At 41.1% G+C, this 15,147-nt stretch carries 10 protein-coding genes and 3 tRNA genes; 8 read left to right on the top strand and 5 right to left on the bottom strand.

The window, feature by feature from the left end:
* Positions 1 to 137: 137 nt before the first annotated feature.
* Positions 138 to 563: a GNAT family N-acetyltransferase gene (locus tag CDG76_RS17305; RefSeq protein ID WP_094350206.1), complete on the bottom strand. Its 426-nt coding sequence runs from the start codon at positions 561 to 563 to the stop codon at positions 138 to 140.
* A 97-nt stretch (positions 564 to 660) separates the two neighbouring features.
* On the opposite strand from CDG76_RS17305, the gene CDG76_RS17300 reads away from it, so the two are divergent.
* Positions 661 to 1,785, top strand: a complete 1,125-nt coding sequence (locus CDG76_RS17300; protein ID WP_094350205.1) for a quinone-dependent dihydroorotate dehydrogenase — start codon at positions 661 to 663, stop codon at positions 1,783 to 1,785.
* A 173-nt stretch (positions 1,786 to 1,958) separates the two neighbouring features.
* Here CDG76_RS17300 and CDG76_RS17295 read toward each other — a convergent pair whose 3' ends face one another.
* Positions 1,959 to 2,681, bottom strand: a complete 723-nt coding sequence (locus tag CDG76_RS17295) for a hypothetical protein (protein ID WP_094350204.1) — start codon at positions 2,679 to 2,681, stop codon at positions 1,959 to 1,961.
* Positions 2,682 to 3,259: 578 nt separating this feature from the next.
* On the opposite strand from CDG76_RS17295, the gene CDG76_RS36875 reads away from it, so the two are divergent.
* From CDG76_RS36875 to CDG76_RS17285, 4 genes are all read left to right on the top strand, one after another.
* Positions 3,260 to 3,389: transfer RNA gene (locus CDG76_RS36875), tRNA-OTHER, on the top strand.
* 27 nt (positions 3,390 to 3,416) lie between these two features.
* Positions 3,417 to 3,545 (top strand) — tRNA-OTHER (locus CDG76_RS36870).
* Between the two features lie 77 nt (positions 3,546 to 3,622).
* A tRNA-OTHER gene (locus CDG76_RS36865) sits at positions 3,623 to 3,749 on the top strand.
* Between the two features lie 37 nt (positions 3,750 to 3,786).
* Complete coding sequence (locus tag CDG76_RS17285) at positions 3,787 to 5,388, top strand: TROVE domain-containing protein (protein WP_094350202.1); 1,602 nt, start codon at positions 3,787 to 3,789, stop codon at positions 5,386 to 5,388.
* A gap of 305 nt (positions 5,389 to 5,693) precedes the next feature.
* Here the strand turns inward: CDG76_RS17285 and CDG76_RS17280 are convergent, their stop codons facing one another.
* Positions 5,694 to 7,601 (bottom strand): ATP-binding protein, encoded by a 1,908-nt coding sequence (locus CDG76_RS17280; RefSeq protein WP_094350201.1) that lies wholly within the window; start codon positions 7,599 to 7,601, stop codon positions 5,694 to 5,696.
* Between the two features lie 152 nt (positions 7,602 to 7,753).
* Between CDG76_RS17280 and CDG76_RS17275 the strand changes: the two genes are divergently transcribed.
* Positions 7,754 to 8,413, top strand: coding sequence for a hypothetical protein (locus tag CDG76_RS17275; RefSeq protein WP_094350200.1), 660 nt, complete (start codon positions 7,754 to 7,756; stop codon positions 8,411 to 8,413).
* A gap of 97 nt (positions 8,414 to 8,510) precedes the next feature.
* Here the strand turns inward: CDG76_RS17275 and CDG76_RS17270 are convergent, their stop codons facing one another.
* On the bottom strand, positions 8,511 to 9,356 hold the full coding sequence (locus CDG76_RS17270; RefSeq protein ID WP_094350199.1) for a peptidoglycan-binding domain-containing protein: 846 nt from the start codon (positions 9,354 to 9,356) through the stop codon (positions 8,511 to 8,513).
* Between the two features lie 264 nt (positions 9,357 to 9,620).
* On the opposite strand from CDG76_RS17270, the gene CDG76_RS17265 reads away from it, so the two are divergent.
* Complete coding sequence (locus CDG76_RS17265) at positions 9,621 to 11,942, top strand: tetratricopeptide repeat protein (RefSeq protein ID WP_094350198.1); 2,322 nt, start codon at positions 9,621 to 9,623, stop codon at positions 11,940 to 11,942.
* A gap of 206 nt (positions 11,943 to 12,148) precedes the next feature.
* Here the strand turns inward: CDG76_RS17265 and CDG76_RS17260 are convergent, their stop codons facing one another.
* On the bottom strand, positions 12,149 to 14,521 hold the full coding sequence (locus CDG76_RS17260; protein WP_094350197.1) for a CHASE2 domain-containing serine/threonine-protein kinase: 2,373 nt from the start codon (positions 14,519 to 14,521) through the stop codon (positions 12,149 to 12,151).
* A 486-nt stretch (positions 14,522 to 15,007) separates the two neighbouring features.
* Between CDG76_RS17260 and CDG76_RS39110 the strand changes: the two genes are divergently transcribed.
* Positions 15,008 to 15,136, top strand: a complete 129-nt coding sequence (locus tag CDG76_RS39110; RefSeq protein ID WP_262984335.1) for a hypothetical protein — start codon at positions 15,008 to 15,010, stop codon at positions 15,134 to 15,136.
* Positions 15,137 to 15,147: the final 11 nt, after the last annotated feature.

Raw genomic sequence — 15,147 nt, 5'->3', positions numbered from 1 at the left:
TTGCCACAAGTGTTTAATGTTGAACCTGGACAGGTTAATAGGACATTAAGCTAATCGTCATTCAAATTGCATTCCGCATCTTTGCGTCTTTCTAGCGATTTGAACTATACAACTTAAAATCGCTACCTCCTGAATGTTTAACTCAAATTAAACAACTTTTGCATGAAGTATCTTTTATGTCCCAGTGGGTAATTTTCTTGAAAACCAAATACAGTGTAGCCTTGAGATTCATAAAATTCCTTAGCTTGAAAGTCTAATGTCTCAAGATGAACCCCTACACAGTTTTGCTTTTGACCTTCTTTTTCAGCAATTTTAAGGATATTGCTTCCAATTCCTTTGCCGCGTAAGTCTTTTTGAACAACTAGAACTCTGATATAAAGCCAATCACAACCGATTTCACCCAGAATTCCACCAACAATTAAGCCTGATTCATCTCGTGCAAAAACTGCTGTGGGTTGCCACTCTGACAACGGAAAAAAATGTTGATTGAACTGGCGAATCATTTGGATGACAGTCATCCGATCCTGCTGAGTTACTTCCTGTTCTACTTGAACTGTAATCATCCTGATTTTGCTTCTGGGTAAGGTTTTGAGCCTACTCGTACATAATTTCAGAGTGAATTCTGACTTCTGATTTTTGAGTTATTCTTTATAAAAGCTAATGGATATTTATAAATTTGCAATTAGTCCGCTTTTGTTCAATGTGGTAAAAACAGACCCGGAGTGGTTACATCAGCAGACGATTCGCAGTTTTAATTGGCTATCGCAAACGCCTTCTAGTTGGGTAAACCAACGCTTAAAGAAGTCTTTATGCCTGTACGATTCACGTTTAGAACAAAATTTGTTTGGGCTAAACTTTCCAAATCCGGTAGGGTTAGCGGCTGGCTTCGACAAGGATGGAGTCGCTGCTGGTATTTGGTCTAACCTGGGTTTTGGCTTTGCAGAACTAGGAACTGTAACTTTTCAGGCACAGCCCGGAAATCCGCCTCCCCGTTTGTTTCGCCTCCCATTGGATAAAGCTGCTCTCAATCGGATGGGCTTTAATAACAGTGGTGCAGCAGTAATGGCGGCACGTTTGTCACAAGAAAAGCATGAGTTAACCCGATCGATACCCATAGGAATAAATTTGGGAAAATCTAAGATAACTCCCCTAGAAGCAGCCGCACAGGATTATCTCGATAGTTTTCGTTTACTCAAGGATTTGGGAGACTATTTTGTTGTTAATGTCTCTTCTCCCAATACACCAGGGTTACGATCGCTCCAAGATGCTTCTATGCTCAGTGCCATCTTAGATTTATTACAACAAGAAAATATTGCACATAAACCAATTTTTGTCAAGATAGCGCCCGATTTAGATTGGGTTGCGATCGCTGACATTATTTCTTTAGCTAAAACCTACCAACTGGCGGGAATTATTGCCACTAACACTACCATCAGCCGTGATGGACTAAAAACCCAGGTGATTGACCAAACTGGCAAATCACCCCAGGAAGAAGCCGGCGGAATTAGTGGTAAACCATTGCGCGATCGCTCCACTGAGGTAATTCGTTTTATTTGGCAGCAAACCCAAGGACAAATGCCAATTATTGGCGTTGGTGGCATCTTTACTTCTGAAGATGCTTGGGAAAAAATTACTGCTGGTGCTAGCTTGATCCAGGTTTATACAGGCTGGATTTACGAAGGCCCAATGATGGTACGCCGAATTCTAGCTGGTTTACTTTCCAAGCTAGAACAAAGCGGATTAAATTCCATCAATGAAGCTGTGGGTTTAGAATTCAAAAATTAACGAAGGCAGGAGGCAGAAGTAAGATTGCCCGTATTCTAGAACTGCTGCGACCAGAGGGAGCAAGGGTTTAAGACAACAGCACTGAACTCTAGTTCAGGGCTGCCAAATCATTCTCGGTCGAATAAAGGGATGATTTTCCCCTCCCGCCTCCTGCCTCCTGCCTCCTGCCTCCTTCAACCTTCTTCCTCCACTGGGAAAAACTCTTTAGTTTTTTCCGAGTATGACCAGGCAATATTATCAGGGTCTTTGCTGCGACTCCACTCAGGAAACTCTGGATCGTTTCGCCGTTTATAAACCGTGCTGGAATAGACATTTAGCCGTTTCGCAAGTTCAGATTGAATCAGAGAGCCAAAAATTAACTGTTTTTCCAGCGATAGTTTAGCTTCCTCATGTGTTTGCTGTGGGAGTGATTCAGTTTCTAGTTCTTCCTCCTGTGGGGTTGGTGGTGCTAAGAGCGATCGCGCTGTTTTAGTAACTGGTTGAGCCGGAAGTTCTTTAACAGGCTCACTACTATCAAGAATATTGCCGAGAATGCTAGCAGTTATAAAGTAATAAGACTGCCCTGCATCTTCAGAGTTGACTATACTGGCACCAAATTCCGAGGCTTTACTATCCAAGTAGCGTTTTGCCGTTGTTCCAGGAAAATTGCCCTTGATTGCCAAGTCCATTGGCGTCAGTCTGCCCTGATTTTCGCGAACCAATTGATGAAAAATTGGGTTAACTCGCACAGTCCACTGTTGCCATTGATATTCCTGCCAAAGCTTGAAGGCAATTACCAGCACAATTACCGCCAGTAAAATTCTCCAAGTGGCAACTAGGAAAATAATCAAAAACGAGATGGGCAAAAGTAGAACGAGAAAAGCCTTACCGTTACCTTCTATGGGTTTCTCACTCATGCCGATTTTTGCCAAGTGAATTTTAGTAAATAATATTATCTATCTTGGCAAAAATTGTGTCACTTTTTTGTATCTTTTGGCAAAGTTGCGGCAAATTTGCCGGCAAAATCTTTACTCAGTAGGTGTTATAGGTTTATCACCCTTCTGCTCATATAAGATTGGTCTGCGATGCCTACGGCGGTAAACTACGCGCAAAAGTTTTTGACCAGAGAAAATAAGGGGGTTGAGATGTATGGCGATCGTAATACATCTCAGATAATATCCCTCGAAATTCTAAGCGACCGTTTACTTGTAATCCTCAGACTTTTTTTCAAAGCAATAATTCTAAATTTGCTTGCCAGACCCTTGACAACAGATAATACATATACTACATTTGTAATACAAGTCAACTTTCATGAGGGAGTTAGCTTTCACCAGTAGCGAATAGCTCAAATGGCAGAGCGCCCACCTTGCCCGGAAGGGCCGACGAATCGAGGGTTATCGCATATAACAAAAACACCCTCGAGCAAACTTCTGGAGGTGTAGGTAAAAATCCTACTTCGTTACAGCAAATTTAATGCTGAGTTTTGAATTTATATGTGGTGGGTAGCTCAGTGGATAGAGCGCCTAAATATCCTTATTCACACCTTGCCTGAAAAGGCCGACGAATTGAGGGTTATCGCCTGCCAAGCGGGAGGTCGCGGGTTCAATTCCCGCTCCACTACACCAAATCAGTGCTGAATTTTGAATTTTCATGTGGCGGGTAGCTCAGTTTGGTAGAGCGCTAAACATCCTTGTTCACACCTTGCCTGCAAAGGCCGACGAATTAGGGTTATCGATTAGGGTTCGAGAGGTCGCGGGTTCAAATCCCGCTCCGCTACACCAAATAATTTTGGATTAAATTTAAAATCCAAAATCGTTCGACTGAGCGTAGCCGAAGTCCAAAATCCAAAATTTCCATGTGGCAGGTAGCTCAGTTTGGTAGAGCGCCGAAAAACATCCTTATTCACACCTTGCCTGAAAAGGCCGACGAATTAGGGTTATCGCCTGTTAAGCCGGAAGTCGCGGGTTCAAATCCTGCTCTGCCACCTTTCATTTTTGCCCGCAAGGGCCGGGAGATGAAGTCATGAATTACAACTTCTTCACTAACAAGAAGACTACAACACCACAAAATCAACCTATCCCCGGTCGGGAAGCCGAAATGGTTCAGGGACGTTCCGGCGGCTGGATGTTTGATGCTGGCATTTGGAAAATGCTGCGCCGTTGTTTGTTGGTTGGCACAGCAAAAAGCACTTACTACGCTGGTAAACAGGAATTAACTGAAGATTTTGTGACAGTTGTCAGACAAGCTGTTACCGAAAATCCCAGCCGTGCGGCAGAAGAAATTTTGTATGCTAGCGATGGACGCGCCATCAATAACAGTTCGCCTATCTTGGCTTTAGTGCTGCTATCGATGGGTGAAGCACCGGAAGCAAAACAGGCGTTTGGTGAAATCTTCCCGCAAATTGTCCGCACTGGTAGCCACTTCTACGAATGGTTGAACTATACCAAATCTCTGCGGGGATTTGGCAAAGTAGTACGAGAAGCTGGTAAAACTTGGCTCTCAAGGGAAGATGTCAAGGGTTTAGCTTATCAACTGTTGAAATATCAACAGCGTCAAGGCTTCTCGAATCGGGATGCATTGCGGTTGTTTCATGTCAAACCGCCTACAGAAAATCACCGTCAACTATTTGAGTGGGTAGTTAGAGGCTGGGAAGAATTGCCAGCAGATATCCCCTCAGAAGCGTTGGCGCAGATTTGGTGGTATGAGTGGCTGAAGCGGAATCCTACCCAAACCCATGAAGCTATTTCCCAAGGACGCTTAACCCACGAAATGGCTGCACCTGTGGGCAAAATGGACAAGCTTGCTTGGCAGCTGCTATTTCAAGAAATGCCAATAGGTGCAATGCTGCGTAACTTGGGTTCTTTAACTGAACTAGGTGTGTTACGAGCTGATGAAAACGCTAATTTGCTGCAAGTGGAAGCAGTTCTTAACAACAAGGAACATCTGCGTAAAGGTCGCATCCATCCAATTGATGTTTTGAAAGCACTCAAAACCTATCAATCTGGTGGAACATTAGGACGCAGTAAGAAAACTTGGAATCCAGTTCCTCGAATTGTGGACATTTTAGAAAAAGCGGTTGAACTGTCTTTTGATGTTGTGCAACCCACAGGTAAAGTGTTCATGCACGCCGTAGATGTTTCTGGTTCTATGGGTAGCATGGTTGCAGATATGGGACTAACTTGTTGTGAAATTGCCACCACAATGGCACTGGTGACAGCAAAAGCAGAGAAAAACTACATAATTCGCGGCTTTGCTACCGAATTCCGTGAATTAGGTATCACTGCTAAAGATAGTTTTAGTTCTGCGGTTCGCAAAGCTAGCAACCAAAACTTCGGCGGAACGGATGCATCTGTGGCTTACGACTGGATGATTAAGAATAAGTTCAAAGCAGATGTAGTCTGTTTCTGGACTGACTCGGAAAGCTGGTCTGGAAATAAGCATCCAAGTCAAGCGTTGAAGGAGTACCGCAAAAAGGTAAATCCCAACGTCAAGGCGGTGTATGTCACCTTGACACCTTACCAAATTACTTTGGTAGATCCTGAAGATTCGCTGTCTTGGGATTTGGCAGGGTTCGACCCAGGTACGCCTCGGATCATCCAGATGCTAGCTACGGGTGAATTGTAGATATTGCTGAAGGGTAAAGGATGAAAAACTTTATCCTTCATGCTTCATGGCGGGTTATCCTTGTTCGCAACTTGCCTTTCGGGGACGAAGAATTTAGGGTTATCGGTTACGTCTCCACCATTGTGGGGATTAGCGGGTTCAATCCCCGCACCCGCCTTTGTTTGATTTTTACCTTACGTAAGGGCACAAAGAAGAAGGCGATTTAATTTTTGAATGGTCGTTTTTCTATTTCAGCGATGGGTAAGAGTAGGGTGTCTTCGATGTGCGATCGCATTTTTCAAACTTGTCAGTTAAAAATCTGCTAATTAAGTCAAAAATGTTGCTATGAATGTAGTGTAATATTCTTCATTTGTTTTTAGACTATGAATTGCTTGTTTTACCTCATCAATTTGTTGCTCAAATGACAGCTTATCAAATATTTGTACTGCTTTTTCTAAGTTTACTTTGATTTGATCAAAAGCTTCTTTACTTTCGTTAATTTTTGTAATTTGATGTATAAATATTCCCGTATAATCCTGACATTCAGCTAACGAGCGAAGTAAATTAATCATTAATTTATCCTCTTTAACTCTCGTCGCTATCAGCAAAGCTGTTTGAAAAAAACATTGACTTACTTTCAAACTTCTTTGGTAATACTCAAATTCCTTGCTACTTGCTACAAAATTTCCTTCTCTGTCATCGATTATTGCTAATACTTGTGTACTTAATGCAAATTGATAAAGTACTATACCTAAGTTACTATAACAATCAACATATTCAAAAACCATATTTCTGATAGTTTTCAAGAAAGGATTATCTAATACTTTTGGGTCTTTTCTTAACTCTTCAAAAGAATCTGACCCATAAAATTCCATAGCATGATAAACAACTTCTAAAGCCATTATTTCCTGTTTAGTAAGTTCTTGTTTTACTGCTGTTTCTGCACTTTCTATATTTAGATACATTTGTTCTTGAGCATCATTGACTTTCGTACAATTAATTTTTGGGATAATTGTTTGACAGTTATTAGATATTAATGTAGATAAAAATATTCCGGCTTCAGCGTGACATTGTTTCCAATCATTTGTTAATTTAAGTCTTTCTATCGCTTCTTGGCGGATAACCTCATATAAATAGTATCCTTCACTGCTAAACTTCACTAAAGCCCTGTTTTTTAAATCCCTGATAAATCGTCCTTTATTTCGCTCATCCCAAAGTAAGCAAAAAACTCCTTTTTCAGATATTACAGAAATATATTGATAACGGTAACACCCTAATCTACATAAAAGTTTATAGGCTTGGGCATTATCTCGTTTAAGTTTATCAAACTGACGTTTAACAAGATTTTCTAACTTTGCATTTATTAATAAATCATTTTTGTATTTCTGCCAATATGCATTTAAATCACCTTTGAATTCCTCACCTTTAATATCAGCACAAATAAGAGACATAGCCTCAGCATTTCCACCATAGGCTTGGTTAATCTCACTAATAGCATCTATATCTATATTGATATTATTAATTTTAAAAAAATCTTTCCATGCATCTACTTTCAAACCTTCCAAGTGATAAGATTTAATATCCTCTGATTTTAATCTATCATCATGCAGTGGCTCACGGCTTGTAATAAATGTAATTGATTTTACACTAGTATCAGCTAACGATTTTAATAGTTCTACATAGTCGATTTGATGTGATTCTATGAATTGACCATTTATAAGCGATGATTCTAAGTTATTAATTAAAAAGCCAATTTTTTGAGTATGAAGCTCACTTTTAAGTTGCTCCAGCATCGTTGGAAAACTTAGTTCCAACATTTTTAAACCTTGGCGCTCAAACCATTTTTTAGCTAACTTAGTTTTGCCTACACCACCCTCTGCCTGTATTAAGATAACTTTTGCACCTTTGTTAACAAGGTTGTTGAGGTGTGCGATCGCATCCTCACGCCCAACAAAATTAGGATTTTCAGATGTCGTGCCTTGAAACTGCTCTGTTTCAGGTTGAGTGTCTTGAGATAAATCGGCTACTTCTTGCCAATCCAGATCCAACTTAAAGCAAATTTCCTTGAAAACTTGATGTTTAACAGGTTTTCCTGCCAGGAAGTTTCCAATTGGCTGACGAGTCCTTAAATCCACCTCGCTTGCAAATTCATTTTGCGTTAAACCAGTGCGTTCAAAAGCTCTTTTTACCTTTTCTAACTTTTCTGGAGATACTCGCAGAGATTTCATTGCCATAGTCTAACCACACAGCCTGTGTCTACTTGAACCACTGAAATTGAAAATCCTACCTAACTAATACCCAAAATCACGCATTTCAAGAACTTTACCCCTACTCAATCTTATACACCAACCCTCGAAGCTAGTTGATGTAGTCATTCACAACACTTATGAAATCTACCTACATCAACGGACGATGCTACTATCAAGGTAATAATGGCGTTCTTCTTCCTGCTGTCACCACAGTTTTAAAAGCGACACAGCCACCAAAGTCTCTAGCCGCCCTTTCCCATTGGCGTAATAAAGTTGGCGATGCAGAGGCAAATCGAATTGCTGCTAACAGCCGTCACCGAGGAAATGCCTTGCACCAGTTGCTTAAAGAACACCTGCAAGGTTACTCGCCCAAACCTGACAACAGCCTGATTCAGCCTTACTGGGATAGTGTTCAATCTGTGCTAAACCAACTTAGCGATGTTCAACTGGTTGAGCAACTTGTGCCTAACTATCAGGAACTTTACGCCGGGAAAGTTGATTTAGTTGCACGTTACCAAGGTGTTCCGCATTTAATTGAATGGACTACAGCCGAGGAACCAAAACTGAGAATTGATAAGCTTTATGACAAGCCTTTACAACTAGCTGCTTATGGTGGTGCGATAAATCGGTATTATAGCGATCGCCTCTTTAACTGCAAAATTAACCATGCTCTCATTGTCGTAGCCTTGCCAGGTGAAGAAGCAGAGATTTTTGAATTTGATCGTGCAAGGCTAATTCATGTCTGGCATCAATGGCTTAATCGGCTGAATTTTTTCTTCAGTGCAGTTGCTGCGTAGAAGTGCGATCGCCTACGCTCGGACGGAAGCGATCGCAATTTTTTACAAGCACAACGCAAAAATTTGATTGCTCATCAATTATGCAACTCCCGAATGATTAATTAAACAATTGCCCCAAGAAATTTATAATTGGTTTCCAAAAGATACCAGTTAACACATAAGGAGCATATTGCAAGATAGATAAGCTAGGCTTGAGTGAAGGCTTCATCGGTAAATTTTCTAACAAAAAAGGTACTATACAGGTGAGTCCATAGGCAGTTGCTAAAGCAGTAGTGAATTTAGGAGTCTGACCTGGTATAGGACTATAATAAATACCCAATAGGATGCAACAAATCATCAAAAATTGCTCCCATAAAAACCATGATTGCGGCGACAAAAAATAAATTAACCTCGGAAAGCTTTTATCAATTTTTTGTCGCATTCCCAGCAATACTGCCCAAGTCGCTGCCCCAACAATGCCATCATTCTTCAATCCATAAACTCTTTGAAAGCGTTTCACTGCTCTTTCTGTTGCACTGTCAAAATAGCTCGTAGGTTCTTTTTTCAAAAAGCCTTCATCATAAAGGATAGTTTGCAGTTCCTTAACCGCCTTCCTTAATTCTGGGGACTTAATTTTTTGACTCCGAGAAAGTTTTGGGTACAAAAGGCAAGCCCATGTCAGTGGGCCAACCACTCCATCTGCTAAAAGATTATTTCTTTTTTGAAATTCTTGTACTGCCTCGTCTGTCTCTAAGTCAAATTTACCAGTAATCTCTGCAAGTAAACCTTGAGTTTTTAATCGCTCTTGCAATTCGTTGATTGATTCTTGTACAGACTTTGGTGTAAACTCACGGTAAAGTGTCGGAAGTTTATTAAAGACACAGACTTGTTTTTCTTCAGGAAAATAAAGTCGAGCTTGTTTTAGACCAACCAAGATACTTACAGTTTGAATTAGTTTATTCATTCAGTACTCCTTTGTTGTCAGAAGTGAAAACGATAATTCAGCCAGAGTTTTTCGTTGGTTGTCAGGATAGATGTTCCATTTGGATGCAGCCTGTTACCAACAATGATGAACTTAGTAATTAGCCTACTAAATTGACCCTAAATAGCGTAATTAATAATGTTAAAAATTTGTTATTGAAAAATTATTAATACAACATGGTAAAAGTTTTGTTAGTTAAAATGTTGCTAACCAACATTTAACAACAAAACTAATAGGGTGATATTTATGTCAGATCAGTCAGAGCGTGGGAATCTGTCTAAAGCTTGGTATCAAAAGGTTTTACAGGATTGGGATATAGATCGTTTACTGACTGACTTGGAGTCTAAAATTCAAGAGCGATACAGGCAAAATTCTAAAAAAGACCTGTTACTTGGGTTGCTATGTGGGTATAGCTTGACAAAGATAAGTCAGGACTTGTACAGAGATAACGCTGGTGTAAGAGTGGTATTGAGCAATATCTATCGAGATATTGAAACTTTGACAGGAGAACCCGATAACAGCGTCAGATCAAGCAACCTTATTTACATTCTTGAGATGTATGGATATCGCAGAGGTGTTGCTGCATCTAGTACCGAAAGCGCCTCTATTCCCCACAATCTGCCATCACCAACCTACACAGAATTTATTGGGCGCGAGGCAGATATGAAAAAGCTACTGGAAAGGCTTTTGCCGATACATGGCGCTCACATGATTACAGTACATGGCATTGGTGGTGTAGGGAAAACGGCGCTGGTGTTAGCAGCTGCTTACTTGTGTTTAGAAGCTAGTAACGAAAATAGTTCTGATGCACCTAAATTTGATGCAATTATTTTCACTTCAGCTAAACAACAAGAACTGATTCCCGATATGATTTTGCAAAGGCAGCAGGGACAGCGTAACCTGCGCGAGATTTTTCGGGTGATTGCCAATGCCTTAAACGACTCTACAATTATTCAATCTCCTCCCAATGACCAATTTGAGCGTGTACGCCAATGTCTTTCTAAACAGCGAACGCTTCTGATTGTGGACAATATGGAAACTATAGAGGACAGGGATGAGGTTATAGAATTTCTATACAATTTACCCATTTGTGTCAAAGTAGTAATTACTACCCGCGAACGAATTGCCCTGCTGCCAATCAGTCTGCGAAACTTGCCCCTGAATGATGGTTTGCAGTTGATTCAGCAACAAGCTGAAGAAAAAGGTATAACTATCCAGGATAAAGACTCTAGCTTGCTCTACGATCGCACTGGGGGAATCCCTCTCGCTATTGTCTACGCACTTGGTCAAGTTTCTAGTGGCTACCCTTTGAACTTTGTATTGGAGCAGTTAGCCTCCGCTAAAGGCGATGTGGCTCGTTTTTGCTTTGATCAATCTGTGCAAGGTACAAAGGGACAGCCACCACACAAGTTACTCATGTCACTGGCGATTTTTCCTGACGCTCCTATTCAAGCTGCTGTAGCTGAAGTTGCTGGGCTGACATCCGATCCTGATTCTGTCAGTAATGGCTTGGTACGTTTGCAGCAACTCTCGTTAGTGAATTTGAACCCAGAGACTAAGCGATATGAGATGCTCTCTCTGACTCGTGAGTATGCCTTAGCACAATTAGCTGCTTACCCAGATTTTGAGAGGGAAGCACGGATGCGTTGGGTGAAATGGTATCTAGATTTTGCTTACAGTTACGGCGGAGAAGATTGGGAAAAATGGATACATTACAACAGGTTAAAGGAAGAGGAAGGAAATCTACGGGCAGTACTTTATTGGTGTAAAAACCAAGACCATTATGCAGAAGTTAGGGATTTGTGGTTGCTGTTGAACCACTACGCCAATCTCTATGCTTATTGGGACGATCGCCTTGATTGGTTGCAATGGCTGATAGAACAATCAGAACGACGTGGTGAATGGTCATCTTTAGTAAAATTTATGATCCGCAAAACCTGGCTGCTAATTCGGGACTGTTCACCCCAAAGTCTCACGCAAGCAGACGAAATATTGCAGCGAGCATGGGTTTTACGCGACCATGCAGATTCATGGGTTCAAGCTGACTTAGCCGAAAATATGGCTAGACTGCGAATCAGACAGAATAATTATACAGATGCACGCCACTGGCTAATGGTAGAAGAAAAATTAGTGATTGAGGCAAATCTAGACGAGCGACAGCACATCCGCTATTTTATTCCTGTTCTTTATCATCGGGCTGAAATCTTTTATTCAGAAGGTGAATATTTTTTAACAAAGAAGCTATTTCAAGATGTAATGAAAAGTGCAGAAAAAATTAATTGGCATCGGGTGATTAATTCTGCTCAAAATTGGCTTGCTGACATTGCCATTGAACAAGGCGATCGCGATGAAGCTCAAAAGCTATTAATTAAAGGCTTAACTGTCGCCGAAAGTAGCAATAATAAACGGCGTTTAGCTCGTTATCAACGTTCTCTAGCCCGTTGGGAGAGAAGGTGGGGAAGTGTCCAGAAAGCTTGCCAATTGTCAACTCAGGCTATTAATAGTTTTGAGCGTTTGGGAATGACAAGGGATGCAGAGGAGATGCAAACTTTACTTGATTGCCCATAATTATCTGCAAACAACGCATTTCCGGTTAGAGAGACGCGATAAATCGCCGTCTCTACAATGGGCTACATTTTACCGTCAGCGATCGCACTTCTAAATCTTACAAAATAAACAAGATACGTTGTTTGTCAACACAATGTAATATAGCTTAGTAAGAATTGCGCGATCGCTGTTCCTTTTATATCTAAATATTGTCCCTGCATTCCTTCTCAAGGATTTTCTGAGGATGATTCTGAGTAAGATTTTGTGGGAATGCCTAAATCGTCTAAAGTATTCATTAATAAGTCATCTTGTGGAATATAGTCTCTGTGTTGGGAATTTACCAAATCGTCAACAGCTTTAAGAGCTTCAAGATCCTTAAGAGCTTCTGATGCAGACTGATATCGCTCTTTGAAGTCATCCAGCACCATTTTACTGAGAATCTTAGCTAGGGAGTGACTTACCTGAGTGCGTAGTTTACCGCCGTAGGCATCACTCCATTTGATTTCCCCATCAGCATCTCTATCTAGCTCACGGGGTGCTACACCAGTCAAGGCTTTAATCCCAACCATGCCAACTGCATAGATATCACTACTGTACTGTGGACGCCCAAAACATTGTTCGCTTGGTGCGTAACCCTGAGTACCAATACCAATGGTGAAAGGGGTTGACTCTTGACGATCTAGCTGTTTGATGCCGACTTCCTTAACGGCTCCAAAGTCAATCAACACCAGTTTTCCGTCTGAGTGTCGCCGGATGATATTACTGGGTTTAATATCCCGATGAATCACGTGGTTTTCATGGACAAATGTTAATGTTTGCAATAAGTCCCTGATAATTTTGATCGCTGCAATTTCTCCAATTGCTCTACCTGCTGGAAGTTCTTGATTTAAAGGATGACCAATTATCTGTTCTTGGACTAAATAAAATTCTTCATCTTCTTCAAAATAAGCCAAAAGTTGAGGAATTTGAGCGTGCCTTCCCAATTTTTCTAGTGTTTGTGCCTCTGAGTGAAATAAACGTCTGGCAAGTTGCAATCCTTCTGGTTTGGTGTTGGCTGGTTTTAGTTGTTTAACAACACATCGCGGATTACCAGGACGTTGGGTATCTTCGGCAATATAGGTTTCACTAAATCCACCGGAACCGAGAACTTTGACAATTTTGTAGCGTCTAGCCAAAACTTTTCCTGATAAGGCTAAATCTCGTTGCTGAATTAGGTGTTGGAAGTCATCTTGTTGGCTGATAATCTCTTGGACAACGGGTGAAGTTTTATACTTCTGAAAAATGTCTACTAATTGGCGTTTTCTGATGCTTTCTCTGATGACTGAGGTTGCCAAATAGCAAATTCCGGTCATGGCGATCGCGATCGTTGGTACGCTAGTGGGAAAAATTAACTGACCATAGACAAATAACCCATAACTAATTCCTCCCCAAGCGCCAGACAGGGCGAGGCTATAGAAAAATCTATGGATGCTACGCTTGCGTCTGCTAATCATCAAGGCTGAACTGCCAACTAGCATTAGTACAAACAAACCCTGCAATGGTGGACTCTTAATTCCTGGGGCGATCGCTTTCCCTAACATCAAAGTTGCGATCGCATTGGCGTGAATTTCTACGCCCGACATCGGTTCAGTGCTATTACTACCAGCGACTGGATAATAATCATTATGTAACTGATCTGTTGCACCAATCAGCACGATCTTGTCTTTGAATACCTTTCCTTGCTGCAAATAGGTATTCCAGTTTTCCGGGTCGAGTACGTGCCAAAAAGGTTTTTGCTCAAATGTACCCGCAGGCCCCCAAAAATAAATGCGATCGCCCTTTGTCCGGGGATAATTTACTTGTGCTGCCTTCAGGGCTGCTTCATCAAAAGAGAGTCGCTTTTTGCTAAATAGATTATCTTCACCTAATAATTTGGGAAACTCACTCGCTAATCGATGAACTTTTCCATCTACTTCTAAAGGAAAATTAACTGAACCAATGGATACTGACCCTGTACGAAACATTTGTTGTGGGTCTGTCAGTTGCGTAAAAGACCCTTGGTGCGTCTGGGAATTTTCATAGACGGCTGCTAAGGTAACTTTATTGCCATATTTTTGCAATACTGCCTGAAATTGGCGATCGTCTGCAACTCCATAGCTGCTTGCCGTATCAAAAACTACATCTAATGCTACAGCACGGGCACCTGCTTCGATTAATTTTGCGATTACCTGGGAGTATGCGGCCCGTTTAAAAGGATAAGATTTCAGTGTTTCTAAGTAGGCATACTGTTTTGGATCTGTTTTATAGTACTGTTCGGGAACCGATATTGACTGATCGTCTATTGCTAAAATTACAATGTCTTCTGGAGGCACAATCGGCCCGCGCAGTTGAAAAAAGCCAGAAAGCACCTGATTTTCCATCAATTGAACCAATTCCCCACCAGAAGCGCTCAATAGTGCGCCCCCAATTGCCCAAGTACCTGCCAGTAGATGACCTAAGCGAACCATCCACCGGGAGTGGCGAGCAGATGCTGTTGAAGTCACTTTTGTTGGTTTACTTGACAGTCTATTGGCAGTAGAGACATAGTTTTTAGTTAAGGTAGACGTAGGTTCTTCTGCCATATCGTGTTACTGATTGATTTTAGTCCAACACTTTTATTTATTCAGACCGCGTTTTAGTGTAAGCACATTGAAATAAGACTTAAATGATAATCTTATACATTTGTAAAGTATCTTCTATTCATCAACAAACTTTTATTGGCAGAGCCAGCCCCCAATAAATTTTTACTCAACCACTACTTAATTTATTCTTTTTCTGTTGAATGAGTTACAAGTAGTGATTGTCTCATAGATCGGAGCCGGATATACTCTACCTGTGAATTTGGTTGTGGCAAGATTTTACCATTACCTAACCAACAACTACGTTACTAACTGGGTGCTATACCAGAAGCAGTCCCAAGGCTGTCTTCTGTCTCTGGTGCAATGTTGGTAATCTCCAGAAAGCGTGTTCTCATACTGACAGCTTTACCGAAAGATAGGCATTCATTTATATCTTACCTTAAGCAGATGTTATACCTCTTTAGGAGTAAACTTTAGTGTTATGCAGCGATGAATGCTGTTACTGGGTCAATTTTATGGGTAGATTTTGATCGCCGAGTGGCTCTTGCAGTGCTGGAGGTGAATCAGGTTAACACCCAGGATCTCAACTCCAATATTGCAGGCGTTTTTATGTCTTGAAAGAGGTAGGA

Origin of the sequence: Nostoc sp. 'Peltigera membranacea cyanobiont' 210A (assembly GCF_002246015.1) — a bacterium.
Classification (GTDB): domain Bacteria; phylum Cyanobacteriota; class Cyanobacteriia; order Cyanobacteriales; family Nostocaceae; genus Nostoc.
This window is presented reverse-complemented; position numbering and strand designations above follow the sequence as displayed.